The following is a 24,552-nucleotide window of genomic DNA, read 5'->3' as shown; positions in this document are numbered from 1 at the left end:
ACCGACAGACGTGTCCGTGGCCGACCGAGGAGGCCTCAGCGGACCTTCGAGGTCGCCTTCGAGGTCCTCGACACCGTCGGGTAGCCGGCCTTCGTGCCGGTGACCCGGACGGTGATCCTCTTGCCCTTCTGCGCCTTCCTCACCGTGTAGGTGGAGGCGGTGGCCTTCGAGATGGCCTTGCCGTTCGCGTACCACCTGTAGGCCAGCTTCATGCCGCTGGTCCAGGTGCCGGGTTTCGCGGTCAGTTTCTTCCCGACCTTCGCGGTGCCGCTGATCTTCGGGGTCGCGGCGGTGGCGACCTTCGTGGAGGCCCTGGAGGTCCTGCCCACCGTCGTGTAGCCGTTGAGCGTGCCGGTCACCTTGACGGTGATCTTCTTCCCCTTCTGGGCCGACGTGAGGGTGTACGCGGAGCCCGTGGCCTTGGAGATGGCCCTGCCGTTGGCGTACCAGCGGTAGGTCAGCTTCGTGCCGCTGGTCCAGGTGCCCGTCTTCGCCTTCAGCTTCGTGCCGACGACCGCCGTGCCGGAGACGGTGGGGGTGGCCGTGGACAGGGTGCCGGCCGCCACCGTGGCAGTCGCGGGGGAGAACGTGGCCTCCCAGCCGACGTCGGTGGTCTTGCGGCCGAAGACACCGACCATGACGCGCGCGCCGCGCTGGGCGGCGGTCAGCTTCCACGTCGAGGACGTCGCGCCCGGGATCAGCCGGCCGTTCGCGTACCAGCGGTAGGTGAGCTTCGTGCCCGCCGGCCACGCCCCGGCCTTGGCCTTCAGCGTCGATCCGACCCTGGCCGTGCCGGAGACCGTCGGCCAGGTGCGCACGCCGGCGACGGTGTCGAGGTCGGCGTCGACCCCGGTGAGATCCTGCTCCGCGGTCAGGGTGACCGTGGACGCCTTCGCGCTGGACATGGCGTCGCCGGACCATTCCTGCCAGCCGGTGAACGCCTCGCCGTCGAGGTCTCCCTCGAACCCGCCGACGGCGCTGTACATCAGCCGGTAGGTGCCGGCCCGCATCCCCTCGATCCGGTAGCTGCCGTCGTCGGCGATCTCGGCGGAGCCCTCGGTGCGCCAGCCGCCGGTCTCCCTCCGGTAGGCCAGAGCCCAGCCGAGGCCCTCGGAGACGGTGCCGCCGACCACGGTGCCGGAGATGGTGGCGCCGGCGTCGAGTTCGGCTTCGATGCCGACCTGCTCGCCCTCCCCGACGGTGACCGAGGCGGCCGACTCGAAGTCGTCGGCGGCCGGCCACCACCGGGCGGCGGCGTCCGCGCCGAATCCGTCGAAGAGCACCTTGTAGCTGCCGGCCGCCAGGCCCGTGATCACGAACGTGCCGTCCGCGCCGACCGTCGCGACGGCGGTCCAGGACTCGGCGTCGTCGTTGTAGGTGGCGCCGGAGGTGGGGTAGGCGTAGGCGCGGGTCATGGCCTCGATGGCCGTGACCCCCGTGGGATAGGTGACCGATCCGGCGATGGACGCGGTGTCGGCCGCGTCCGCCGGCATCGCGATGGCCAGACCGGTCGCGACCAGGCCGAGAACGACCCCGGCCGATGCTGCGCGGAGGTGGAGCGCCCGCATGTGTCCTTACCTTCCCAAGACGCCCCCCGGCCTTATCACACTGAACTCAGGACGAATGCTACGTGAAGGGGTGGGGACGCACCTCGGCAGGGTCCGACCGTTGTCACGGGGCCGGGTTGGCCACCTGTCGGAGGCTGCGGCCACAATGGCTGGGTGACCGACCAGATCCTGGACCCCCTCGACCCCGAGCAGCGCGAGGTGGCGACCCTGCTGGACCATCCGGTGGTGGTGCTCGCGGGTGCGGGGACCGGCAAGACGCGGGCCATCACGCACCGCGTCGCGCACGCCGTGGCGCAGGGCCGCTACCAGGCCTCCGCGACGCTGGCGGTCACGTTCACCACCCGTGCGGCCGGCGAGATGCGCCGGAGGCTCGCCCAACTCGGGGTGCGCGGGGCGCAGGCCCGCACCATCCACGCCGCGGCGCTGCGTCAGTGTCAGTATTTCTGGCCGCAGGCGTTCAACGTCGAGTTCCCGCGGGTCGCGGAGAACACCTTCGCGCTCGTCGCCCGGGCGGCGCATCAGGTGCTGGGCTCCTCGGAGGTCGCGCTGGTGCGTGACCTCGACTCCGAGATCTCGTGGGCCAAGACCAGCAATGTCACGGCGGCCCGCTACGCGGACGTCGCGGCCGGCCGCGCGGTGAATGGGGCGACGCCGGCGCAGGTCGCCAGCGTCATGACGCACTACGAGAAGCTCAAGCTGACCGAGGGGACGGTCGACTTCCACGACATCCTGCTCTGCAACGCCGCCCTGCTCGCGGAGCACCCGGACATCGCGGCGCAGATCCGCGCCACGTACCGGCACTTCGTCGTCGACGAGTACCAGGACGTCTCCGCCCTGCAGCACCGACTGATCTCGCTGTGGGTCGACGGCCGCGACGACGTGTGTGTCGTCGGCGACCCCAACCAGGCCATCCACTCCTTCGCCGGCGCCGACGCCGGCTACCTCAGGGGGTTCGGGGCTGAGCACGACGGGTCCCGGACGGTCCGGCTGGTGCGCAACTACCGCTCCACCCCGGAGATCCTCACGGCGGCCAACAGGGTCCTGCGGGTCCGGCCCGGCTCCCCTGGGGCGCTGCGCCCGACGCGCGGCTCCGGGCCCGCTCCGGTGTTCCAGGGTGCGGCGGACGAGGCCACCGAGGCGGACGACGTCGCCGCCTGGCTGAAGGAGCAGCACGCGGCGGGGGTGCCGTGGCAGGAGCAGGCCGTCCTCTACCGCATCAACGCGCAGTCCCCGGCGCTGGAGGCCGCGCTCACCCAGGCAGGCGTGCCGTACACGGTGCGTGGCACCGAGCGGTTCTACGACCGGGCGGAGGTCCGCCAGGCGATCGTCGAGGTGGGCCGTGCCGCCGAGCGGCAGCCGGACGCCGAGGCGGTCGAGGCCCTGGAGTCCGTCCTGCAGGGCCTCGGGTGGAAGCCGGATGCCCCCGCCGGGCAGGGCCGCCAGCGCGAGCGCTGGGAGTCGCTGTCGGCGCTGCGCACGATGTTCGTCGACGAGGACGACCGCCGCGACAACGACTGGTCGGTCGCCGATGCCGCTGGCTGGGTCCGGGAGAGGGCCGCCTGGCAGTCGAGCCCGGTGGCCCGCGCGGTCACACTGTCGACGCTGCACGCCGCGAAGGGGCTCGAGTGGGACGCGGTCGCGATCATCGGAGTCCGCGAGGGCATGATCCCGTTCGTGCTCAGCCAGGAGGAGCCGGCGCTGTCCGAGGAGCGGCGACTGCTCTACGTCGGGTTCACGCGTGCCCGCAGGGCGCTGCGGGTCAGCTGGGCCGCGTCGCGGGGAACAGCCACCCGGTCACGGTTCATCGCGGACCAGGTGACGGGGCCTGTGACCGTCGGACGGGAGCCGCGGTCGGCCAGTTCCTCGCGGTCGCGGACCTGCCGCGTCTGCGGTCAGCGGCTGACCGACGCGGCTGAGCGGAAGCTCGGGAGGCACCACGACTGCGAGGTGGCCTACGACGAGGCGCTGTTCGAGGCGCTGCGGGCCTGGCGCAAGGAGACGGCGGAGGAGGCGAAGGTGCCGGCCTTCGTGGTCTTCACCGACGCCACGCTGCAGGCCATCGCCGAGGCGGCGCCCACCGACGAGGCTGGCCTGCTGCGGCTGCCCGGCATCGGCCGCTCGAAGCTGGAGCGCTATGGGAAGGCGGCGCTGGATGTGGTCCGGGGGCATCAGGCCTGAGAGGCGCAACCGGGGGTGCGGCACCCCGCCTGGCGTGCCCACCTCATGATGCCCACCGAGCCGCAGGGACGGCACCAGGTCAGGCTGCGGTCCCGCAGCGTCGACCGCGTTCCGACGAGCGGGATCTCCAGCGCCGCCGTCGCGGCCACCCACGCGCCGAGGTCGGCGGCCTCTCCCTGCCCGGAGTGTGCGTGGTCGAAGGCCGCGGCGTTGCAGGCGGGGCACATCCCCAGCCGGCGACCCACCAGCGGGCCGACGGAGCCTGCCTCCGCGTCCCACCAGGCGTGCAGGGCGACGACGCCGTCGGCGTAGGCCTCCGCCTCGAGGGGCAGGTCACTTCCAGGGGGCCAGCAGAACACCGCCAGGCCGCGGCCGGACAGGCTGCCGGGGGAGCGGTGTGCCTGCGCGCCGGTCAGGGAATCGTGCAGGCGGGGGCGCAGCCCCGCGTCCAGCCGGGCCAGCCCGGCGGCGAGGATCTCGGTGTGGGTGGGCTCGCCCACCAGGGTCAGGGTGCGGTTCATGGGGCCACCCTCGCGATGCGGCTGGCCGGGAGGGCGGAGGACCGGACGCTAGGACAACACCTCGGCACCGCCGGACACCACAGGCCCCGGACGCAGTGATGGGCGGCAGGTCGGGTAACCGACCGCCGCCCATCAGCGCACGAGAAGTGGGCCTGCTCAGGCCTTGCCGAGGATCCGGTTGAGGTTCGTGCCGCAGACCGGGCACTTGCCCTTGGCCATCTTGGTGCCCTTGGCGTTGACGACCACCTCGCCCTTGGCGTCGCGCTTCTCCTTGCACTTGACGCAGTAGAAAGAGCCTTCCCAGGTCTCCGTAGCCATATTTCCTCCTTGGTTGGGGTGCCCGGGGATCGGGCTTACCGCATTCACTGTAGCTGCGAGGCCCATGCTCTCAACGCGACACGCGCTGAGCGGGGGACCGACGCCTAACGAGCGGAGTCCCGGCGTGCGGCCCGCCTTCCCCTGCGAACCACACTGACCGGGACTCTCACAGGAAGTGTGGCGCGTCGCAACCGCCCACGTCAAGCGTCTGTTCGCTACTCGCCCAGCAGCCTGCGCAGCTCGGCGTCCAGGTCATCCTCCACGGGCCCGTCCTGCAGCCCACCGGCGGCGAACGCGAGCGGGTCGCCCAGGTCCGAGGAAGTCGGCAGGAGGTCCGGGTGGCCCCAGACCGCGTCGCGCCCCTCCTGGCCCCTGGAGTGCTGGACCGCGGCCCACAGGTTCTTCGCGTCCCGGACGAGCCGAGGTCGTAGATCCAGTCCGAGCAGCTCGGCGAACACGGTGTTCACGGGGCTGGCGGAGGCCCGGCGGCGACCCATGACCTCCTCGAGCTGCGCCGCGTGCGGCATCCACGGGCCGGCGGCCTGCGCGACGACGTGGTCGACCCAGCCCTCGACGAGCGCCAGCAGCACCTCGAGGCGCTCGAGGATCTCGACCTGGGCCTGCGTGCGCGTCGGCCGGAAGAAGGATCCCTTGACGGATTCGCCGACCTTCACGACGTCCTCCAGGGAGAAGCCGGTCATCTCCTCGGGGCGGAACTGGCTCGCGATCGCGTCGAAGTCGATGGTGATCTCGCGCGAGAAGTGCGCGAGAAGCGCGCTGAGCTGAGGGGAGAGCCAGCCGACCGCGTGGAACAGGCGCTGGCGCGCGGCCTCGCGCAGCAGCAGGTAGAGCACGACATCCGTCTCGGGGGCATCGAGGTCGCGCGTCAGCTCCGCCACGTTGGCGGGCACCAGGAGCACGTCGCTCGTGCCGAGGAGGTTGATGCCGAGTTCCGTGCCGGTGAGGACGTCGCCGGCGACGGCGGCCAGCTCGCGCTTGAGACGGTCGCGGTAGATCAGCGAGGCGGAGGTCCGCAGCATCGGCGCCATCATGTGCGCCATGGGCGCGAGCTCGTCGTCGCCCTCCAGCGCGGTGCCGCGCTCGAGCGCGTCGGCCAGCCCGTCGATGATCGGCTCGATGGTGGCCCGCCAGCCCTCGCCGGTCTCGTCCAGCCAGCCGGAGCGGGTGGTCGCGCGCGCCGGGCGGCCGGTCTCCGCGAAGGACGTGACGGGGGTCAGCCAGGACTGGGCGAGCCGCTCGGCGTCGACCACTGCGCTGAGCTCGTCGGCCCTCAACGCGGGGTCGCCGCCCTCGGCGACGATCGCCTTGGCCGCGGTCAGCGTCGTGCGCCACGCCGCCTCCGGATCCTTGTCGGCATTGGTCATGCCGAACATGAGGCCACTCTGGCTCATCTTGCTGACCTGGGTCATCAGGTCCTCGAGGTTGAGCTGATCGGCGTCACCGAGGCCGAGCTGCTCGAGCATCTTGCGGAGCTGCTCGAAGTCGAACGGCCCGAACGGGTTGTTGCTGGACATGGATCCCTCCTACCGGCTCCATTGTTCCCCACGGTGCAAGCGGGTGGGAGTGGGCCTTGGCGGGGTTGATAGGGTCATGGACAGTCATGGGGCCATCGTTGACGCCCCGTTCACAGTCAATACACAGCGGTGAGGAGCGGGACCGTGTCACGTAACGCGCTGGCGATCGTGTCGTCGCTGCTGTTCGCCGCGCTCGCCGCCGCACTGGTGCTGATCCCCGCGCCCTATGTCGCGTGGCGTCCGGGACAGACTCTGGATGTACTGGCCGCCACTGACTCGGGTCCCGTCATCGACGTGACCGGACTGCAGAGCTTCGAGGCGTCGGGCTCGCTGCTGATGACGACGGTGTCCGCCACGCGCGTCGACTCGTCGCTCAGCCTGCCGGAGGCGATCTACGTCTTCCTCGACCCGAGCTCCGACGCCATGCCGCGTGAGGTCATCTACCCCCCCGGCAAGACCACGGAGCAGGTGCAGAGCGAGGCCGTCGCCAGCATGGACACGTCCAGGAGCAACGCGACCGTCGCGGCGCTGCGGGCCGACGGGATCAAGGTCACCGAGCTTCCGCGGGTGGCTTCGGTCACGATGTCCGGTCCCAGCGCGGAGAAGCTGCAGCCCGGGGACCTCATCACGGCCGTCGACACCATTCCCGTGACCAGCCGCGACGAGGTGGCCGCCCAGATCAGCACGCATGAGGTGGGCGACGCCATCGTCTTCGACGTGCTGCGCGAGGGGAGCGAGCTGACCGTCTCGGTGACGAGCGACGCCAGCCCCACCGACGCGAAGCTGCCGATCGTGGGCATCAGCATCGACACCGGGTACCAGTACGACCCCGTCGTGACGTTCAACGTGGACAGCTCGGTGACCGGCCCGAGCGCAGGCCTGGTCTTCGCGCTCGGCATCTACGACCGCATCACCGATGGCCAGCTGATCTCCGACCGCGTCGTGGCGGGAACCGGGACCATGGACCCCAACGGCCGGGTCGGCAACATCGGCGGCATCAGGGAGAAGATCAAGGGCGCCGAACGTGACGGCGCCACCGTATTCCTCGTGCCCGAGGGGAACTGCGACGACGTCGGAGATCTCGACACACCGCTGACGCTGGTGTCCGTGGCCACCCTCAAGGACGCCATCTCGGCGCTGCAACTCATCAACGAATCCAACACCGCGGAGGTGCCCGTCTGTGGCTGACCAGAACCCCCTCATCGCCTGCCTGATGGACATCGAGCGGCACGTTTCGACCGCCGGCTGGGACCAGCCGGCGCGCCTGTTCGCGCTCGTGACCACCGCGACGCTGCTGGAGGTGGAGCCCCAGCTCGTCGGGCGTGTGCCGGAGGCGTCGCTCGACGCGCTGACCGCCATCGAACAGGACGAGTTCCACGTCGGGGACGATCTGGAGGAGCGCCTCGAGTCGATCTTCTGGCCCGACACCGTCGAAGGGTGCGCGCTCGCTCTCGAGCGGGCGTTCCTGCCCGCCAGGTACGAGGCCGATGTTCCGGAGGATCCGGCCGAGGCGGCGGAGTTCGTTGCGAAGCACCCTGAGCGCTCCGACGTGCGCGTCGTGGTCGGCGTGCTACGGGACGGCACCCGACACGGGCTCGCTCGCGTCGTCTCGGAGCCCGACGAACTGCTGGGTGCCGAGAACCTGGTGCCCGGCCTGGGCGAGGCGCTGCTCAACACCTTCAGGAGCGTGGTCGAATGAGCGACGAGGCCATCCAGGACGCCCCCCGCAGGGGCCCGCTGCTGTGGACGGTGGTGATCGTCGGCCTCCTGGTGCTGCTGGCGGTGATCGCGTCCAGGGTCGCCACCGACTACCTGTGGTTCAGGAGCATCGACTTCGCCACGGTCTTCACGACGCGGCTGGCTGCCCAGATCGGGCTGCTCGTCGGGTTCGGTGCCCTGCTGTTCGCCGTGGTCTTCTTCAGCGCGCGGATCGCCTACCGGCTGCGTCCGAAGGTCAGGCGGGCCAACCTCGACTCGGAGTTCCTCGTCCAGCTGCGCGACGTCCTCGACGAGCGCTCCGGCCTGCTGATGGCCGTACCGGCGGCCCTGCTCGGCGTCCTCGGGGGCCTGTCGGCCCTCGGCATGACCGAGGTCTTCCTTGCCTGGTGGAACCGCACTCCGTTCGGCAGAAGCGACCCGTACTTCGGGCTCGACGCCGGTTTCTACGTCTTCACGCTGCCGTGGCTGCAGTTCATAGTCGGGTACCTGATGTTCGCCTTCATTGCCGGCGGCATCTTCGCTCTGGGCGTCCACTTCATGACGGGCTCGCTCAACTCCGTCGCGCTGCGGCGGGTGGGCAACTCGCCCGTGAGTGTCGGTGCGCAGCGCCAACTGTCGCTGATGCTGGGGATCGTCATGCTGCTGATCGGCGCCAACACGCTGCTGGACAGGTTCGCGTTGTCCGTCAGCGACAACACGCTGTTCACGGGCGTCAACTACTCCGACGCGACAGCACGCATGCCCATCGGGCTGATTCTGGCCGCGATCTGCTTCATCTGCGCCGCGGCGTGCTTCTTCAACGTGTGGCGAGTCCGCTGGAGCGTGCCCGGCGCCTCCATCGCGCTGCTGATCGTCTCCACGCTGCTGCTCAGCATGCTGTATCCCTTCCTGATCCAGAGCTTCGTGGTCGCCCCCGATGAGCCGGACAAGGAGCGTGACTACATCTCGAGCAACATCGAGGCGACGCGCTTCGCGTTCGGCATCGACAAGGTCGAGATCGAGGACTACGAGGCGACGACCACCGTCAGCGCCGGCCAGCTCCGCGCCGACGCGGAGGCGCTGCCGGCCATCCGTCTGATCGACCCGACGATCGTGCCCCGCACATTCGAGCAGCTGCAGCAGGTCCGCGGCTACTACACGTTCCCCTCCACGCTCGACGTCGACCGCTACGTGATCGACGGAAGGTCGACCGACTCGGTGGTGGCCGTCCGAGAGCTCGATCTGGGCTCCGTCGAGTCGGGCGACACCTGGAATAACCGCCGCACGGTGTACACGCACGGCTACGGCATGGTCGCGGCCTACGGCAACCAGCGCCAGGCCAACGGCGAGCCGGTGTTCTTCTCCGGGGGCATCCCGACGACCGGGCTGCTGCCCGAGCACGAGCCCCGCATCTACTTCGGCGAGCGCACCGACTACTACGTCATCGTCGGAGCCCCCCAGGGGCAGGATCCCGTCGAGCTCGACACCCCCTCAGGCGGCGAGGGACGCACGGAGTCGCTCTACACCTACACCGGATCCGGCGGGGTGCCGATCGGCAACTACCTCACGCGTGCCGCGTACGCCATCCGCTACGGGGACATCAACATGATGTTGAGCGACCGCGTGAACGCCGATTCGCGCATCCTCGACAACCGGGTGCCGGTCGACCGGGTGAAGGCCGCCGCGCCGTGGCTGACGATCGACTCCGACCCCTTCCCGAGCGTCGTCGACGGGAAGATCGTGTGGATCATCGACGCGTACACCACGACGCAGAACTATCCGAACTCCACGCGCCAGGACTGGACCACGGCGATCTCGGACTCGCGGACGTCGGCCGACAGCCTCCTGATCGGCCAGCAGGTCAACTACGTCCGCAACTCCGTCAAGGCGGTCGTCGACGCCTACGACGGCACCGTGACGCTGTACGAGTGGGACAGCGAGGACCCGATCCTCAAGACGTGGGAGAAGGCCTACCCCGGCGTCGTGACCCCGAAGGACGAGATCCCCGCGTCGCTGCTGTCGCACCTGCGTTACCCGCAGGACCTGTTCAAATCCCAGCGCGAGATCCTGGGCCGCTACCACACCACCAGCGCCCAGACCTGGTACTCGCAGTCGGACATCTGGCAGGTGCCGAACGATCCGGTCAACGGGTCGGAGTCCGGCACCAAGGAGCCCCCGTACTTCCTGACCATCCGATGGCCGAACGACGAGGATCCGCACTTCGCGAACACGACGGTGTTCGTGCCGAAGGACCGGGAGAATCTGAGCGTCTACATGGCGGTCAATGCCGACGCGACGAGCAAGGACTACGGCCGGATGCGGGTGCTGAAGCTCTCCGACTCCGAGCAGATCGCCGGCCCGGGGCAGACCTACAACTTCATCTCGACCAACCCGGTCGTGGCGGAGAAGCTGCTCCCGTTCAACCGCTCCGGGTCGAGCGCGACCGCCATCTACGGCAACCTGCTCACGCTGCCGGTGGGCGGCGGCCTGATGTACGTGCAGCCGATCTACACGCAGACGACGGCCACCACCGGTGCCTACCCGGCGCTACGGTTCATCGTCGTGCGCTTCGGCGAGGAGCTCGGCATCGGCGAGACCCTCCAGGAGGCCCTCGACCAGGTCTTCGAAGGCGACGCGGGGGCCGACACGGGTGAGGACATGGCCGGCTCGACCGGCACGGGCGATGACACCGACACCGGTACCAAGGACGACGAGTCCGGCGACAAGTCCCGGGCGCGACAGCTCCTCGACGAGGCCGAGGCCTACTTCGTGAAGGCCGACGAGGCGCTCAAGGCGAGCGACCTCGCGGCCTACCAGGAGGCCATGACGAGCGCCGAGGAAAAGGTTGCCGAGGCCGCAAAGGCCCTCGACAACTGAGCCGGCTCGTCAGCTCCAGCTCTGCAGGTCCACGACCTGCGGAGCAAGCCCGAGCCTGGCCAGGGCCGGCAGCAGGGAGTCCGCGTCGCCGTTGACGGCGATCGTGACCTGGTCGGGCGCGACGACGTCGCGCCACGCGGCGGTCGCCTCGCCGGGCGTGACACGGGCCAGCTGCGCGAAGTGCGCGTGCAGGTAGCCGGGTGCGAGCCCCGCCGCGGCGAGCGCGGACGCCTGGGCGACGATGTCCGACGACGTCTCGTTGGCGAGCGGGGCCACCGAGATCAGGTAGTTGCGGGCATCCGCAACCTCCGCGTCGGTCAGCGCCGCGACCAGCGCCAGGCCGTCGAGCAGCCGGGCGACCGAGTCGCCGGCGACCTCGGTGCGGACGCTGCCGCCGACCAGCAGCATGCCCTCGGCGACGCCGGGGGAGAAGCCGCCGCCGATGCCGTAGCTGTAGCCGAGGCGCTCGCGGAGCTCGAGGTTCAGCCGCGACGCGAAGGCACCGGCCACCGCGTGCCCGGCGACGCGCAGCTGGGGCCATCGGGGGTCGTCTCTGGTGGGCGTGCGCGTGGCCAGCGAGATGGTCGCCTGCACGGCGCCCGGCTGGTCCACGACCACCACCGACGGCGGCAGGGTCGGCGCCGGCGTCGGGCGGGGAGCCGGGATTGCCTGACCCGACCAGGCCTCCAGCAGCGGGAACCACGCGTCGGGGGCCGCGGCTCCGGCGATCAGCAGCGTCGCCCCGGCGGGCCCGTAGTGGGCCTGGTGCCAGGCCCGGACGTCGTCGGGCGTGATGGTGAGCAGCGTCGACGGGGTGCCCGAGGCGGGGCGCCCCTCGCGGTGGTCGCCGCCGAACAGGGCAGCGCGCAGCGCCATCCGGTTGGCTGTCTCCGGGGTGGCGACCTTCGAGTCGAATGCGGCCGTGAGGCCCTCCACATGGTGCGTCACATCCTGATCGGCATACTCCGGCTCGCGCAACACCTCGAGGAACAGCGGGAGCGCGTCGCCCAGCCGCGTTGAGGGCGCGACGCCCCCGAACGTCGTGTGATGGTGGTGCGCCGCCCCGTGCAGCGTCGCCCCGTGGGCCTCCAGCAGCTCGCCGATAGCGCCGTCGGGGTGGGACAGGGTGCCCTCGTCGCTGGCGTTGAGCGCGACGGCGCCGACACCCTCGGCGGTGGTCGGCTCGTCGGCGAGCGATGCGGGCAGCACAAGGTCGAAGGAGGCGATGTGCTGGCCGGGCATGGGGAAGTACCACACATCGAGCCCGTTGCCGAGCCGGGTGACGTGGGGGACCGGGAACTCCCAGGCATGGGAGTGTGTGATGGCGGGGCGGTTCATCGGGCGTCCTCGGCGAGGTAGTGGAGCTGGTGTGCGTCGTCGGCCCTCAGCCAGCGCGCCGCGGCGAGTCGGACGTCGTCTGGGGTCAGTGAGAGCACGTTGCCGAGGTGGGAGTTCAGCGCCTCGGGGCTGCCGTGTAGTTGCCACGACTCGTTGATGGCGTCCGCGCGGCCGCTGGTGGTGGCCAGCTCCCAGAGCCAGTCGCGCTCGTACTGGGCCTGCGCGCGCTCGAGTTCAGCGCCCGTCGGGCCGTCCTCCGCGAAGCGGGCGACCTGCTGCAGGATGGACTCCGCGAGCGCGGGGGAGCTGGTGTCGTGGGTGGGCCGACCCAGCACGGTGCCGATGGACGGCGCGCTGCGGTGGCCGAGGATGGCGCCGTGCACCTCGTGGGCGAGGTCGCCGGAGCGGACCAGCGAGCGGTGCAGTCGCGACGTGGAACCGTCGGCGAGGATCGCCAGCGCGAGATCGAGGGCAGGCAGCTCCCGGTGTGTCGCGGGCGGCAGCGACCACGACAGGTAGGTGAGGGTGTGGGGCACCCGGCGCAGCACCGTGGTGCTCTGCGGGTCGACGAGACCCGAGAGCGGCTGCTGGGCCCGGTGCCGCTTCGCGACGGTGGGCAGCCTGCTGAAGAACCGGTCGGCGAGCGTGAACCCCTCGTCGGCAGTGACGGGGCCGCAGAGCACGAGGCGCACATTGGAGGCGCCGTACCAGGTGTCGAAGAAGCCCGACACATCGTCGAGTGAGGCGTCGTCGAGGTCGCGCATCGACCCGATGGTCAGGTGACCGTACGGGTGCTCTTCGGTGAAGTGCTGCGCCGTGAGGAGTTCGAGTAGGTCGCCGTAGGGCTGATTGTCGTAGCGCTGGCGCTTCTCCTCCTTCACGACCTGGCGTTGCGCCTCGAAGTTCTCGGGCGTGATGGCGAGGCTCGCGAAGCGGTCGGCCTCCAGCCACAGCGCGAGGTCGAGGCCACCGCGGGGAACGGTCTCGAAGTAGTTGGTCCGGTCGCTGGAGGTGGTGGCGTTCACGGTTCCACCCATGGCCTCGATCGTCGCCATGTGCTCACCGGAACCGACCTCCGACGACCCCTGGAACATCAGATGCTCGAACAGGTGGGCGAAGCCGGTGCGACCCGTCGCCTCATCGGCCGATCCCACCTCGACCCACAGGTTGACCGCGACGCCCGGCGCGTCGGCGTCGGGGGCGACGGTCACCTGGAGTCCGTTGTCGAGGGTCGTTGTGGCCAGCTCGTAGCCTGGCAGGGGCTGGTTCATGGGCGTGAGACTATCGGGTTCAGTCAGCGTGCGCGCCTCTCCCGGAGCGGGGTAGCGTGGTGCCCATGAAGTATCGCTACCTCGGCAATTCCGGACTCAAGATCACCGAGATCACCTACGGCAACTGGCTCACCCACGGCTCCCAGGTCGAGAACGAGACGGCGAAGAAGTGCGTCAGAGCGGCCCTCGACGCCGGCATCACCAGCTTCGACACGGCCGACGTGTACGCCAACACCGCCGCGGAGTCGGTGCTGGGCGAGGCGCTGGCAGGTGAGCGCCGCGAATCGCTGGAGATCTTCACCAAGGTCTACTGGCCTGTCGGCCCCAAGGGCCCCAACGACACTGGCCTGTCGCGCAAGCACATCATGGAGTCGATCAACGGCTCATTGAAGCGGCTCGGCACCGACTATGTGGACCTCTACCAGGCGCACCGCTACGACGTCGAGACCCCACTCGAGGAGACCATGACGGCGTTCGCCGACATCGTCCGCCAGGGCAAGGCCCTGTACATCGGCGTCAGCGAGTGGACCGCCGAGCAGATCCATGCGGGCGCCGCGCTGGCGCGCGAGCTGAAGATCCCGTTCGTCTCGAACCAGCCGCAGTACTCCATGCTCTGGCGCGTGATCGAGGACAAGGTCGTGCCCGCCTCCCGCGAGGAGGGGATGTCGCAGATCGTCTGGTCGCCCGTCGCGCAGGGCGTGCTGACCGGCAAGTACCTGCCCGGGCAGGCCGCCCCCGCCGGCTCGCGCGCCACCGACACCAAGGGCGGTGCCGGCATGATCTCCCGGTTCATGAACGACGACGTTCTCACCCGCGTGCAGAAGCTGAAGCCTGTCGCCGACGAGCTGGACCTGACCATGGCCCAGCTGGCCGTCGCCTGGGTCCTGCAGAACGACAACCTGGCCGCCGCGATCATCGGCGCCTCGCGCCCGGAGCAGATCGCCGAGAACGTGAAGGCCAGCGGCGTCGTCATCCCGGCCGAGCTGATGACCCGCATCGATGAGGCCCTCGGCGACGTCGTCGAGCGCGACCCGTCGCTCACCCGTGCGCTGGAGACCCGCCCGGCCTGACAATCAGGCCCTCCCACCTCATGCGGCGCCGCCCCTAACAGGGGCGGCGCCGCTTCGCTGCCCCGGCCCGGTCGCCGTGAGACTGGTTTGCGCTGGGAGGGTGCGGCGAGTAGGTTCCCGTTTTAGGGGCTCTTCACAATGCAGGGTGTAGGTGGGGTTTGAATCCTCCGGTTTCGAGGAGGCTTCTGGCTATGTAGTGGGTCAGGTTCTTAAATCCCAAGGCGATCCCGCGGAGGTGTTCGAGGCGTCCGTTGATCGCTTCGGTTGGGCCGTTGCTGGTGCCTGGGCGGTCGAAGAAGGCGAGCACGTCGGCCGCCCGTCGGTGGAGGGTCCGGCCCAGGCTGACGAGCTCGACGAGGTCTCTCGGGACGCCGGTGCTGACCGAGTCGATCACGCCTTGAAGGAGGAACCGTCCAAGTTGCTTGTCGGGATGTCGGTAAGCCACGACGAGCCGTTGGTAGATACTCCATGTCGCGTAGACCTCGGTGTGCTGTTCGTCGGCGAACAGTGCCTCCAGTCGGGCGACTTGCTTGTCGGTGAGTAGATCGACGCCGGTGAGCAGGGTGCGGCGGGCGCGGTAGAGCGGGTCACCGGCGCGGCCCCGATGCCCGCAGGTGTCTTGCTGGACGCGCTGGCGGCAGCGGGTGAGCGCTTCGTGCGGAGCCGGACGACGTGGAACGGGTCCATCACCGTGGTGGCGTTGCCGAGTTCCTCGACCGCCGCGGTCTTGTAGCCGGTGAATCCGTCCATCGCGACGACCTCGATCCCCTTGCGCCAGGCTCGGGGGCGGGCGGCGAGCCACGTCTTGAACACCTGTTTCGAGCGTCCCTCGACCATGTCCAACAAGCGCGCCGGACCGGTGCCGTCCCTGGTGGGGGTGAGGTCGATGATCACGGTGACGTATTTCTCACCATGGCGGGTATGGCGCCAGCAGTGCTCGTCGACCCCGATCACCTTGACCCCGTCGAACCGGGCCAGGTCGCTGATGAGGACGCGCTGTCCTTCTGCCAGCACGGCGTCGTTGGCGGTGTTCCACGCGACGTCGAGACCGGCGGCGATCCTGGACATGCTCAGGTGTTGGACCACAAGTCCTTCCAGTCCCCAACGCAGCGCCGCACGCGACAGCTTCGAACGCGGCTCGGCTGCGGCACTGGTGTCTTGACGCCACACCCGCCCGCACTCGATGCACCGATAGCGCCGGAGCCGCACGTGCAGCACGGTAGGGCGCCACCCCAGCGGGACATGCGACAAGAGTCGCACCACCGAGCCCCGGATGAGGCCCTGGCCGCCGCAGTCTCGGCACCAGTCGTCGGCGTCGACCGGGCGGCAGGCCAGGATCGCACGGTCGGGTTCGATGCGCTGGCCGGTGACTTCCAACCCGAGGCCGTCGAGACGGCAGAAACTAGTCAGATCAGGGCACGTGAAGGTAGCGTCGGACACGTCGAGGTCTTCCAGATGGGGAGCGTGAGAACTTCCATCTTCGGAGGGCCTCGACCCCTTCAGCCAGCCGCCACGCCGCAACCCCGAACAGCGCTACCTACACCCTCGATTGTGAAGAGCCGTTTTAGGTAGTTAAGGCTTGGCTAAATGTGACAATAATGGCGGCATCGCCATGCTCCGGCGGGGATACAACTTCGTTGACGGCAACGACGTCCAGGGCCGGCTCGACGCGGGCCTGTTCTTCATCGGCTTCGTGAAGTCTCCCGACCGGTTCGCGACGGTGCACCGCAACATGGCCCGCGACGACATGTTCGTCGAATACCTCAAGACCACCGGGTCGGCGGTCTTCCTCGTCCCGCCCGGCGCCGCGAGCGTGGGGCACTGGGTGGGGGAGTCGCTCTTCGCCTGAGCCGGTTCCCTGAGCCGCCTCCGGTTTCCTGAGCTTGTCCCGGTTCCCTGAGCTTGTCGAAGGGCGCCGAGCGGAGCGAGGCGGGGATTGGGGTCGGGTGTGTCCCTTCGCTTCGCTCAGGGCGTTTCGACAGGCTCAACGACCCGGTCGGTTTCCTGAGCCGCCTCCGGTTCCCTGAGCTTGTCCCGGTTCCCTGAGCTTGTCCCGGTTCCCTGAGCTTGTCGAAGGGCGCCGAGCGGAGCGAGGCGGGGGTTGGGGTCGGGTGTGTCCCTTCGCTTCGCTCAGGGCGTTTCGACAGGCTCAACGACCCGGTCGGTTTCCTGAGCCGCCTCCGGTTCCCTGAGCTTGTCCCGGTTCCCTGAGCTTGTCCCGGTTCCCTGAGCTTGTCGAAGGGCGCCGAGCGGAGCGAGGCGGGGATTGGGGTCGGGTGTGTCCCTTCGCTTCGCTCAGGGCGTTTCGACAGGCTGAAGCGTGCCGGGTTCGGTGGAGGCTCTCAACTCACGGAGGATGAGAGTCATGGCAGCACCGAAGAAGTACCCGGACGAGTTGCGTGAGCGCGCGACGCGGCTCGCGGTCGAGGCGAGGCAGGACCCCGCACGGAAGGCCGGTGCGCTGCAGCGTATCGGCGAGCAACTCGGGATCAACCCGGAGACGCTGCGGGGCTGGGTGAAGCAGGCCGAGATCGACGCCGGGCAGGCGCCCGGGATGACGACCGCGGAGGCGCAGCGGATCAAGGAGCTTGAGGCCGAGGTGCGGGAGCTGCGGGCGAGCGAACGAGATCCTGAAGACCGCGTCGGCGTTTTTCGCCGCGGCGGAGCCTCGACCGCAAGCTGAAGTAGCCGAGGTGCCGACCGCGGTGCTCGTCGAGTACATCGACGAGCACCGCGACCGGTTCGGGGTCGAGCCGATCTGCCAGGTCCTGCGTGACGCGGACGTCCAGATCGCCCCGAGCACCTACTACGCCGCCAAGGCGCGTCCGCCGTCCGCGCGGGCGGTCAGGGACGCGGAACTGACCGAGGACATCCGGGTGGTCCACAAGGCGAACCTTGGCGTCTACGGCGCCCGGAAGATCCACGCGGCCCTGAACCGGGAGGGCGTCGAGGTCGCCCGCTGCACGGTCGAGCGGCTGATGCGCGCCGCGGGCATCCAGGGCATCCGGCGCGACAAGACCCGCAAGACCACCTTCGGGGACGGCGCGGAGACCGATCGGCCCGCCGACCTCGTCAAGCGCGCGTTCACCGCGACGACACCGAACCAGCTCTGGGTTGCGGACCTGACCTACATCCGCACCCACGCCGGGTGGACCTATGCCGCGTTCGTCCTGGACGTGTTCTCTCGCCGTGTCGTCGGCTGGCAGGTGTCCACGTCGCTGCGCACCGATCTCGCCCTCGACGCGCTCGAGATGGGCCTCTGGGAGCGCCGCAGAGCAGGTCAAGACATCACCGGGCTGATCCATCACAGCGATGCCGGAGTTCAATACCGTGCGATTCGCTACACCGAGCGGCTCGCCGAAGCCGACGCGGTCGCGTCCGTCGGAACGGTCGGCGACAGCTACGACAACGCGATGGCCGAGGCGCTGAACTCGCTGTTCAAGGCCGAGTGCATCCGCAACCCCGTCATGCGCCCCAAGGGCGGGTGGGCGTCGGTCCGCGACGTCGAGATCGCGGTCGCCGAATACGTCGACTGGTACAACCACCGGCGCCTGCACGGCGAGATCGGACACATCCCGCCCGCCGAGTTCGAGGCCGCCCACTGGGCATCCCACGAGCCCGTCAGCTACGTTGGAGAACAGGTTCCCGTCGGAGCCGGTTCCAGATAACCGAGCCTCCACGAAACCCGGGGCGCTTCAGGCTCAATGACCCGGTCGGTTCCCTGAGCCGCCTCCGGTTCCCTGAGCTTGTCCCGGTTCCCTGAGCTTGTCGAAGGGCGCCGAGCGGAGCGAGGCGGGGGTTGGGGTCGGGTGTGTCCCTTCGCTTCGCTCAGGGCGTTTCGACAGGCTCAACGACTCGGTCGGTTCCCTGAGCTTGTCCTGGTTCCCTGAGCTTGTCCCGGTTCCCTGAGCTTGTCGAAGGGCGCCGAGTGGAGCGAGGCGGGGGTTGGGGTCGGGTGTGTCCCTTCGCTTCGCTCAGGGCGTTTCGACAGGCTCAACGACCCGGTCGGTTTCCTGAGCCGCCTCCGGTTCCCTGAGCTTGTCCCGGTTCCCTGAGCTTGTCGAAGGGCGCCGAGCGGAGCGAGGCGGGGGTTGGGGTCGGGTGTGTCCCTTCGCTTCGCTCAGGGCGTTTCGACAGGCTCAACGACTCGGTCGGTTCCCTGAGCTTGTCCTGGTTCCCTGAGCTTTTCCCGGTTCCCTGAGCTTGTCGAAGGGCGCCGAGCGCAGCGAGGCGAGAAGCTGTCGACGGTGTCTTCCCCTCGACAGGCTCAGGAGCCCCGACAGCGCCTGTGCTGTGCTTGTCGAAGTGCTCAACGAACCGGGAACCAGACCCGACGGCACCGCCGATTTGTGCCCCCGTCAGGGAGTCTGTATAGTTCATTGAGCCGACGCGGGGTGGAGCAGCTCGGTAGCTCGCTGGGCTCATAACCCAGAGGTCACAGGTTCAAATCCTGTCCCCGCTACAAATCGAAGTCCCGATCAGCCAACTGGCTGGTCGGGACTTCTGCTTTATGTCTGCCGGCACTGCGCACTCTCATTGCCCGTAGTGCTAGCGGCAGGCTGCGATCCGGATTTCATCGCCGACGATCTTGTGGACGAGGCGATGCTCCTCGGTGATGCGGCGTGACCAGTAGCCGGCGAAGTCGTGCCTGAGGGCCTCCGGCTTTCCGAGTCCCTCGTTGCCGTTGCGGGAGACGTCCTGGATGAGGGTGCTGATGCGTTTGAGGACCCGGCGGTCCTGTGTCTGCCACCAGAGGTAGTCTTCCGAGGCGTTCTGGTCCCACACCAACAGCATGGTCAGTCGGCGGTCAGGTCGTGGGGGTCGCCGCGGCCGCCCTCCAGCCGCTCCATCGCGTCGAGAAGGCGCCGGGCGTTTGCGGGAGAGCGCAGGAGGTAGGCGGTCTCTTTGAGGGCCTCGTACTCGTCCAGGGAGACGATGACCACCGGGTCGTGGCCCGCTCGGGTGATGACGACCTCCTCCCGGTCATCAACGACAGAATCGAGAACCTCGGCGTAGCGTGCCCGGGACTCCGTGTAGCTCATCGTCTTCATGAAGGAACCTCCTGTACAGGAAGACTTTCGTCTTGGGAGTGGTGCCCGCAAGCCTCACAAGCCTCACAGGCGTACAAGTAGAGCCGGGCCGGGGCTACAGCGGCGAGCCGGGGGCTGCCACGCCGACGAAGACCCCGCCGAACTTCGCCTCGCCCGTCCGACACCGGTGCCCGTCGATCCATACGACCCTGTCGCCCGTGACCTGTCCGCAGACCGTGTCATCGTCGGTGTGGCGCGCCTCGAATCCGCCGCCCATCGAGGTGTTGTATCCGACGACGAGCCGTCCGTGGCTGCAGGTTGCGCGGGAGTAGCAGGCGTCGCAGACGCTGCGGTACCGCCAGGGGGTTCCGATGGCCGGCCGTCCGCACACCGGGCACGGGTGGTCCCGGTCACTGTCCCGCGGCGCGGAGAGCAGCCAGTCGTCCGAGGCGATCGCGCGGAGCAGGGCCCGTTCGGTCGGTTCCTCGGCGTACCGCCCCAGCGTCACGAGCAGGTGGTCGGCGACGTCGATGTTGGAGATCCCCTCACGTTGGTCGACGGGGAGGAGCGCCACGCTGTCGTGGCCGCCGACGATCGCGGCGGTCGCCGCGCGGTGCCAGACTGTGACGTCGTCGAGGTTCAGGGTCCGGTTATGGTGGCGGGTTTCCTGCCACCACTGGTCGACACGGGAGGAGAGTTCGTCCGGGTTGGTGCCGGTCAGGGCGTACATGCGGCTTCCGTCGACGTTGTAGACGAGCAGCTCACGGTCGGAGACGAAGGCGAATCCGCCCGAGACGGGGTCGGCGTTGAAGCCGGAATGGAGGACCTCGGCGACGGTCGTGGGGTCCGTGGCCCGTCGTCGGGCCAGCGCCTCCACCTTCTCGCGCGTGATCGGCTTCTCGAGCGCCTCGTCTGAGTTCATGCCAGGCCTCCTTGTCGCGTGTCATGTTCGCACGGCGCGACGACGCTACGGGCTGAGTCACCTGGACGTGCCGCTGCTCGGCGGCTGAGGGTCAGTCGAGGCGTGTGAGGGCCTGCTCGGCGAAGCGGGTGCCGATCAGCTCGTGCGATGCGGTGTCCGGGTGGAGGGCGTCGGCCAGGGGGTGCGCCGCCTCGTCGGTGGGGCCGAACAGGCTCAGCCCGTCGATGAGGTGCAGGTTCCGGTCGTCACGCGTCGCCGCGATCTGTGTAAGGGCGTCGCGGATGGATCGGAGGGTCAGCCGGCCCGAGGCGACCTCGGCGGGGTCGCCGGTGGCGATGAACCGCACCTGGGGCGATCCGATGGTGGCCATGTCGAACGCGCCTGGCCCGGGGGTGTCCTCGTGGATGGGGCAGTAGATCGGGGTGACGAGGAACAGCGGGGTCTCGGGGTGGCCGTCGCGGACCGTGTCGAGGAACCCGTGCATGGCGGGGATGAACGCGCGCAGCCGCATCGCATCGGCGTTGACGATGTTGATGCCCAGCTTGATGCTGATGACGTCCGCCGGGGTGTCGCGGATCACGCGGGCAAGGCACTGGTCGGCCATGGCGGCGCCGCCGAAGCCGAGGTTCCGCAGCTCCAGGTCCGCGGCGCGGGCCGCGAGCGCCGGCCAGATCAGGCTCGGGCTGGTCGCCGCAGAGCCCTGGCTGATCGAGCTGCCGTGGTGCACCCAGCGGCGACGCGGCCGGTCGTCGGGGACGGCGGGCGCGTCGGCGCGGAGCGCGACGAGTGTCAATGCCTCGTTGTGTGGGAGCCAGAGCTCGACGAGCTTGTCCGTCGGCGACAGGCCGGCGAGCACGGTGGTGTGCGGGTCGCCCTGGACCGGCCTGGTGGAGCCGGTGAGCAGGTTGACCTCGACCGCGTCGCCGCCGGTGATCTCGTCGGTCGTGACGAGCGTGCCGTCGACGAAGGCGTCCACCCGGCCCCGGGGGCGGTCGGCGCCGACGTAGGCGACCCGGCTGCTCCGGAACTCCAGTTCGACGCGGGTGGCCGTCGTCCGAAATGCGACGCGCGCGCCCGAGGGCTGGGTCTCCATGCTCATGAGCTGCGGGTCGGGGAGCTGGCGCCTGACCCAGGCGGGCAGCCGGTGCAGGACGAGCCCCCGGTCGGTCGGCTCGAGTTCGGCCACGCCGCGGACGAGGTCGGGGGTCAGCGGGACGGTGATCATGCTGTGGGTCCTTCCTGGGGCCATGAGGTGAGTGCGCGGTCGAGGGCGTCGACGGCGTGCCGCCACGACGCATCCACCGACTCGCTGCGGTGGGCGAAGGAGCGGGCGTCGGTGAGCGCGACGAATCCTGTGATGGTGGCGCCGACAAGCCGGACCGCGTGCACGGTGTCGGACTCCGGCAGCCGGTAGCCGCGGATGACCGCGGCGATGAGGGAGGCGACGCGGGCCGCCTCGGGAGATGCCGCCGTCTCGTCGTCCGCCGGGCGCTGGAGGGCCGCCCAGGCGCCCGGCCGCCGAGTCGCGTAGTCGCGATGGGCGGCGGCGAGCCCTGCCAGGGCCTCGCGCCCGGACCTGCCCGCCACCTCGGCCGCGACGGCCTCGCCCAGCTCGGCCAACGCCAGGCGGTGGATCCCCGACAGGAGCGCGGCGAGGTCGCGGACGTGGCCGTACAGGCTGGCTGGCCGAACGCCGAGTTCCCGCGCGACGGCGGAGAGGGTGACTTGGTTGTACCCGTCGCGGTCGGCGAGGTGGGAGGCGGTGGCCACGACGAGGTCGGGGGTGAGGTTGGCGCGGGGCATGATCCAAAACTATGCCTAGTAGCCGTAAACCTACAACTCGTAGGATCGCGGCGGGTGAGCCCATAAACGGCGGACTTGAGGCCAGCTCATCGACGAGGGGAAGGGGCTGGTTCCCGCAATGACGAGGTTGGGGCTGGTGAGCCGGGGACCCCGTCGATATGCTCCTGACTAGGAACTCGGCATCACTGCCGGTCAGTGCACGGTGGAGTGTGGTCGATGTCGGAGCAGGCGCTCGATGAGAAGAAGATGAAGCTGCGCTACGCCGGCGCCTGCCGGATCTGCGGCCTGGCGATCCCGGCGAAGGCGGAGGCCGTCTACGAGCGCTCCACGAAGACTGTTCGGTGCGTGTCATGCCCTGAGCCAGGTGCCGGTCTTTCGGCTCCGGCCGAGCGGTGTTCTTCGACGCCCGCACACGCGGTGCGCGGTACGGCTCCTGCGGTGGAGCCGGGCCAGGGAGCCGCGTCTGCTCCAGTGCCGCGCCGGGCGGTCGACCTGATGGAGGTGGCTCCCGAGGTGCAGGCGGTGCCTGAGGCTGCGGTACCCGCAGATGCGGCGACCGTCGAGGTGGGCGTGGCAGGGTCGTCTGCCCGGCGCGAGTACGAGCGGCGCAAGGCCAGGGACGAGGCGAAACTGCGAGAGGAGTGGGGCCGATTCGGGGGCATCGCCGTCGCACTCTCCAGCGAGAAGCAGAGCACGCGCGCCTGGGCGACCGGCGCCGTCGGCGAGGAACTGCTCGGCGCCCGCCTCGACAAGCTGGCGTCCCACTCGTGCGCGGTGCTGCACGACCGGAGGATTCCTCGGACCAGGGCCAACATCGATCACATCGTCGTGACCACGGGCGGCGTCTGGGTGATCGACGCGAAGCGCTACAAGGGGCGTCCCGATCTGAAGATCGAGGGTGGCATCATCCGGCCGCGGGTGGAGAAGCTCACCGTCGGGAGGCGGGACTGCACCAAGCTTGTCGACGGAGTGCTCAAGCAGGTCGGCCTGGTGCAGGAACTGGTCGGCGACGTGCCCGTGACCGGGGTGCTCTGTTTCGTGGAGGCCGACTGGCCGCTCATTGGAGGATCGTTCAAGACCAGGGGTGTGTACGTCCTCTGGCCCAAGCGTCTCGTGAAAGTGATGGCAGAACGAATCGGCGGGGTGGACGTCGCCGGGGTCCGTGACCTCGTTGCCGAGCGTTTCTTGCCGGCCTGAGTTTCGAGCGGGGGTGCGCTCAGTCGCCACGCAGAAGGTCGACCTCATCGGCGATGGAGCGTCCGATCTCCAGTGAAGCGGTGGCCGCGGGCGAGGGGGCGTTCAGGACGTGGATCTGGCGGTCTGCCCGCAGGAAGGCGAAGTCGTCGACCATGGTTCCGTCACGGCGGAGCGCCTGGGCCCGGACCCCGGCCGGGGCGGGGGTGAGGCAGCCGTCGGGCAGGTCGGGGACCAGCTCGCGGAGGCTGGTCAGGAAGCGTCGGTGGGACAACGACCGCACGACCTCCGCTGCGCCGGTCCTCCAGAACCGGCGGCCCAGCCGCCACAGCCCGGGCCAGGCGAGGTAGTCGCCGATGTCGCGGGGGCTGAGGGTGCGCCAGTCGTAGCCCTCGCGGGCGAGGGCAAGGACCGCGTTCGGTCCCGCGTGTACCCCGCCGCCGATCATCTTCGTGAGGTGCACGCCGAGGAAGGGCAGCGTCGGGTCGGGGACGGGGTAGATCAGGCCGTTGACGAGGTGCTGGGCTGAGAGTGCGAGCTCGAAGTACTCGCCGCGGAACGGGACGATCCTCACGTCCGGCTCGAGCCCGGCGAGGCGGGCGACGCGGTCGGCCTGCAGACCGGCGCAGTTGACGAGCCGGTCGGCGCGGAACTCGCCACCCGTCGTGGCGACCGTGACGCCGTCGGCGCGCGCGTCGATCGCGGCGGTCTCTGCTCCCGTCACCAGGGCGCCCCCGCCGTCGGTAATGAGCCGGGCCAGGGTCCGGCAGACGCCCACGTAGTCGACGATGCCGGTGGTATCCACGCGCAGGGCCGCCACGCACGAGACGTGCGGCTCGTACTCGCGGGCCTCTGACTGGTCGACGCGCCTGACCGGCACCCCGTTCGCGATTCCCCGGGCGAGCAGCTGCTCCAGGGCAGGGACCTGGCTCTCGCTCGTCGCAACGACGAGCTTGCCGCAGACCTCCACCCCGATGCCGTGTTCGACGGCGAAATCGCGCATCGACACCGCCCCGGCGGCACCCATCCTGGCCTTGAGGCTGCCCGGCGAGTAGTAGAGGCCGGAGTGGATCACGCCCGAGTTGCGGCCCGTCTGGTGCAGGGCGACCTCGGGTTCCTTCTCCAGCACCGTGACCCGGTGGCCGCGACGCGTGAGTTCGTGGGCCGTTGAGAGTCCGACGATGCCCGCGCCGATGACGATGACCTCGGCCATCCGTTGCCTCCTCGCC

At 69.6% G+C, this 24,552-nt stretch carries 20 protein-coding genes, 1 tRNA gene, 1 pseudogene and 1 other annotated feature; of the genes and pseudogenes, 9 read left to right on the top strand and 13 right to left on the bottom strand.

Annotated elements, in window-relative coordinates; translation table 11 throughout:
- Nucleotides 1-35 precede the first annotated feature (35 nt).
- Nucleotides 36-1,568 (bottom strand): hypothetical protein, encoded by a 1,533-nt coding sequence (locus QH948_RS08170; RefSeq protein WP_281143957.1) that lies wholly within the window; start codon nucleotides 1,566-1,568, stop codon nucleotides 36-38.
- Between the two features lie 153 nt (nucleotides 1,569-1,721).
- On the opposite strand from QH948_RS08170, the gene QH948_RS08165 reads away from it, so the two are divergent.
- On the top strand, nucleotides 1,722-3,746 hold the full coding sequence (locus QH948_RS08165) for an ATP-dependent DNA helicase UvrD2 (RefSeq protein WP_281143956.1): 2,025 nt from the start codon (nucleotides 1,722-1,724) through the stop codon (nucleotides 3,744-3,746).
- Here the strand turns inward: QH948_RS08165 and QH948_RS08160 are convergent.
- The 3 genes from QH948_RS08160 to QH948_RS08150 form a co-directional block, all read right to left on the bottom strand.
- Nucleotides 3,737-4,267: a hypothetical protein gene (locus QH948_RS08160; protein ID WP_281143955.1), complete on the bottom strand. Its 531-nt coding sequence runs from the start codon at nucleotides 4,265-4,267 to the stop codon at nucleotides 3,737-3,739. The two genes, QH948_RS08165 and QH948_RS08160, sit on opposite strands and share 10 nt — an antisense overlap.
- A gap of 156 nt (nucleotides 4,268-4,423) precedes the next feature.
- Entirely contained in the window at nucleotides 4,424-4,585 is a 162-nt protein-coding gene (locus QH948_RS08155; RefSeq protein ID WP_193432368.1) for a DUF5679 domain-containing protein, read from the bottom strand.
- A gap of 215 nt (nucleotides 4,586-4,800) precedes the next feature.
- Nucleotides 4,801-6,120 carry a zinc-dependent metalloprotease gene (locus QH948_RS08150; RefSeq protein ID WP_281143954.1) on the bottom strand — a complete coding sequence of 440 codons (1,320 nt, stop codon included), beginning with the start codon at nucleotides 6,118-6,120 and terminating at the stop codon, nucleotides 4,801-4,803.
- A 144-nt stretch (nucleotides 6,121-6,264) separates the two neighbouring features.
- Between QH948_RS08150 and QH948_RS08145 the strand changes: the two genes are divergently transcribed.
- The 3 genes from QH948_RS08145 to QH948_RS08135 are packed head-to-tail and all read left to right on the top strand — an operon-like array spanning nucleotide 6,265 to nucleotide 10,695.
- The gene (locus tag QH948_RS08145) at nucleotides 6,265-7,308 is read left to right on the top strand and encodes a YlbL family protein (protein ID WP_219083930.1); all 1,044 of its coding nucleotides are present in this window, start codon (nucleotides 6,265-6,267) and stop codon (nucleotides 7,306-7,308) included.
- Nucleotides 7,301-7,819, top strand: coding sequence for a PPA1309 family protein (locus tag QH948_RS08140; RefSeq protein ID WP_281143953.1), 519 nt, complete (start codon nucleotides 7,301-7,303; stop codon nucleotides 7,817-7,819). The genes QH948_RS08145 and QH948_RS08140 overlap by 8 nt, the downstream gene beginning before the upstream one ends.
- Complete coding sequence (locus tag QH948_RS08135; protein ID WP_281143952.1) at nucleotides 7,816-10,695, top strand: UPF0182 family membrane protein; 2,880 nt, start codon at nucleotides 7,816-7,818, stop codon at nucleotides 10,693-10,695. Before QH948_RS08140 ends, QH948_RS08135 begins: the two co-directional genes overlap by 4 nt.
- Nucleotides 10,696-10,704: 9 nt before the next feature.
- Here the strand turns inward: QH948_RS08135 and QH948_RS08130 are convergent, their stop codons facing one another.
- Complete coding sequence (locus QH948_RS08130) at nucleotides 10,705-12,033, bottom strand: M16 family metallopeptidase (RefSeq protein ID WP_281143951.1); 1,329 nt, start codon at nucleotides 12,031-12,033, stop codon at nucleotides 10,705-10,707.
- Nucleotides 12,030-13,304, bottom strand: coding sequence for a M16 family metallopeptidase (locus QH948_RS08125; RefSeq protein WP_281143950.1), 1,275 nt, complete (start codon nucleotides 13,302-13,304; stop codon nucleotides 12,030-12,032). The genes QH948_RS08130 and QH948_RS08125 overlap by 4 nt, the downstream gene beginning before the upstream one ends.
- Nucleotides 13,305-13,369: 65 nt before the next feature.
- Between QH948_RS08125 and QH948_RS08120 the strand changes: the two genes are divergently transcribed.
- Entirely contained in the window at nucleotides 13,370-14,374 is a 1,005-nt protein-coding gene (locus tag QH948_RS08120) for an aldo/keto reductase family protein (protein WP_281143949.1), read from the top strand.
- Nucleotides 14,375-14,507: 133 nt separating this feature from the next.
- Here the strand turns inward: QH948_RS08120 and QH948_RS08115 are convergent.
- Nucleotides 14,508-15,814: pseudogene (locus QH948_RS08115) on the bottom strand (ISL3 family transposase).
- A gap of 139 nt (nucleotides 15,815-15,953) precedes the next feature.
- Between QH948_RS08115 and QH948_RS08110 the strand changes: the two are divergent.
- The 3 genes from QH948_RS08110 to QH948_RS08100 all read left to right on the top strand — a co-directional run bounded on the left by QH948_RS08110 (nucleotide 15,954) and on the right by QH948_RS08100 (nucleotide 18,836).
- Nucleotides 15,954-16,223, top strand: a complete 270-nt coding sequence (locus QH948_RS08110) for a Dyp-type peroxidase (RefSeq protein WP_281143948.1) — start codon at nucleotides 15,954-15,956, stop codon at nucleotides 16,221-16,223.
- Between the two features lie 516 nt (nucleotides 16,224-16,739).
- A protein-coding gene (locus QH948_RS08105) for an IS3 family transposase (RefSeq protein WP_281143947.1) occupies nucleotides 16,740-18,042 on the top strand; the annotation gives its coding sequence in 2 pieces (ribosomal slippage) (nucleotides 16,740-16,988 and nucleotides 16,990-18,042; 1,302 coding nt in all).
- Nucleotides 17,019-17,172: a sequence feature (AL1L pseudoknot), on the top strand. (Overlaps the previous gene by 154 nt.)
- A gap of 720 nt (nucleotides 18,043-18,762) precedes the next feature.
- Nucleotides 18,763-18,836, top strand: a tRNA-Met gene (locus QH948_RS08100).
- Between the two features lie 86 nt (nucleotides 18,837-18,922).
- Here the strand turns inward: QH948_RS08100 and QH948_RS08095 are convergent.
- The 5 genes from QH948_RS08095 to QH948_RS08075 all read right to left on the bottom strand — a co-directional run bounded on the left by QH948_RS08095 (nucleotide 18,923) and on the right by QH948_RS08075 (nucleotide 22,129).
- Nucleotides 18,923-19,168 (bottom strand): Txe/YoeB family addiction module toxin, encoded by a 246-nt coding sequence (locus QH948_RS08095; protein WP_281143946.1) that lies wholly within the window; start codon nucleotides 19,166-19,168, stop codon nucleotides 18,923-18,925.
- 2 nt (nucleotides 19,169-19,170) lie between these two features.
- A complete protein-coding gene (locus QH948_RS08090; RefSeq protein ID WP_281143945.1) occupies nucleotides 19,171-19,425 on the bottom strand; it encodes a type II toxin-antitoxin system Phd/YefM family antitoxin in 255 nt (84 codons plus the stop codon).
- Between the two features lie 94 nt (nucleotides 19,426-19,519).
- On the bottom strand, nucleotides 19,520-20,326 hold the full coding sequence (locus QH948_RS08085) for a hypothetical protein (RefSeq protein ID WP_281143944.1): 807 nt from the start codon (nucleotides 20,324-20,326) through the stop codon (nucleotides 19,520-19,522).
- 91 nt (nucleotides 20,327-20,417) lie between these two features.
- Complete coding sequence (locus tag QH948_RS08080; protein ID WP_281143943.1) at nucleotides 20,418-21,551, bottom strand: SGNH/GDSL hydrolase family protein; 1,134 nt, start codon at nucleotides 21,549-21,551, stop codon at nucleotides 20,418-20,420.
- A complete protein-coding gene (locus tag QH948_RS08075; RefSeq protein ID WP_281143942.1) occupies nucleotides 21,548-22,129 on the bottom strand; it encodes a TetR/AcrR family transcriptional regulator in 582 nt (193 codons plus the stop codon). Before QH948_RS08075 ends, QH948_RS08080 begins: the two co-directional genes overlap by 4 nt.
- Before the next feature lie 216 nt (nucleotides 22,130-22,345).
- On the opposite strand from QH948_RS08075, the gene QH948_RS08070 reads away from it, so the two are divergent.
- Nucleotides 22,346-23,326 (top strand): nuclease-related domain-containing protein, encoded by a 981-nt coding sequence (locus QH948_RS08070; RefSeq protein WP_281143941.1) that lies wholly within the window; start codon nucleotides 22,346-22,348, stop codon nucleotides 23,324-23,326.
- Between the two features lie 19 nt (nucleotides 23,327-23,345).
- Here QH948_RS08070 and lhgD read toward each other — a convergent pair whose 3' ends face one another.
- Nucleotides 23,346-24,536, bottom strand: a complete 1,191-nt coding sequence (lhgD, locus tag QH948_RS08065) for an L-2-hydroxyglutarate dehydrogenase (RefSeq protein WP_281143940.1) — start codon at nucleotides 24,534-24,536, stop codon at nucleotides 23,346-23,348.
- Nucleotides 24,537-24,552 lie beyond the last annotated feature (16 nt).

It is taken from the genome of Tessaracoccus lacteus (genome assembly GCF_029917005.1).
Classification (GTDB): domain Bacteria; phylum Actinomycetota; class Actinomycetes; order Propionibacteriales; family Propionibacteriaceae; genus Arachnia; species Arachnia lactea.
The sequence above is the reverse complement of the archived record's forward strand: the minus strand, read 5'-3'. Positions and strand labels throughout refer to the sequence as shown.

Excerpts from the sequence above, each read along its gene's own strand:
- QH948_RS08170 (WP_281143957.1), bottom strand. The coding sequence starts at position 1,568 with ATGCGGGCGCTCCACCTCCGCGCAGCATCGGCCGGGGTCGTTCTCGGC.
- QH948_RS08160 (WP_281143955.1), bottom strand. The coding sequence starts at position 4,267 with ATGAACCGCACCCTGACCCTGGTGGGCGAGCCCACCCACACCGAGATC.
- QH948_RS08155 (WP_193432368.1), bottom strand. The coding sequence starts at position 4,585 with ATGGCTACGGAGACCTGGGAAGGCTCTTTCTACTGCGTCAAGTGCAAG.
- QH948_RS08150 (WP_281143954.1), bottom strand. The coding sequence starts at position 6,120 with ATGTCCAGCAACAACCCGTTCGGGCCGTTCGACTTCGAGCAGCTCCGC.
- QH948_RS08135 (WP_281143952.1), top strand. The coding sequence starts at position 7,816 with ATGAGCGACGAGGCCATCCAGGACGCCCCCCGCAGGGGCCCGCTGCTG.
- QH948_RS08130 (WP_281143951.1), bottom strand. The coding sequence starts at position 12,033 with ATGAACCGCCCCGCCATCACACACTCCCATGCCTGGGAGTTCCCGGTC.
- QH948_RS08125 (WP_281143950.1), bottom strand. The coding sequence starts at position 13,304 with ATGAACCAGCCCCTGCCAGGCTACGAGCTGGCCACAACGACCCTCGAC.
- QH948_RS08120 (WP_281143949.1), top strand. The coding sequence starts at position 13,370 with ATGAAGTATCGCTACCTCGGCAATTCCGGACTCAAGATCACCGAGATC.
- QH948_RS08095 (WP_281143946.1), bottom strand. The coding sequence starts at position 19,168 with ATGCTGTTGGTGTGGGACCAGAACGCCTCGGAAGACTACCTCTGGTGG.
- QH948_RS08090 (WP_281143945.1), bottom strand. The coding sequence starts at position 19,425 with ATGAAGACGATGAGCTACACGGAGTCCCGGGCACGCTACGCCGAGGTT.
- QH948_RS08085 (WP_281143944.1), bottom strand. The coding sequence starts at position 20,326 with ATGAACTCAGACGAGGCGCTCGAGAAGCCGATCACGCGCGAGAAGGTG.
- QH948_RS08080 (WP_281143943.1), bottom strand. The coding sequence starts at position 21,551 with ATGATCACCGTCCCGCTGACCCCCGACCTCGTCCGCGGCGTGGCCGAA.
- QH948_RS08075 (WP_281143942.1), bottom strand. The coding sequence starts at position 22,129 with ATGCCCCGCGCCAACCTCACCCCCGACCTCGTCGTGGCCACCGCCTCC.
- QH948_RS08070 (WP_281143941.1), top strand. The coding sequence starts at position 22,346 with ATGTCGGAGCAGGCGCTCGATGAGAAGAAGATGAAGCTGCGCTACGCC.
- lhgD (WP_281143940.1), bottom strand. The coding sequence starts at position 24,536 with ATGGCCGAGGTCATCGTCATCGGCGCGGGCATCGTCGGACTCTCAACG.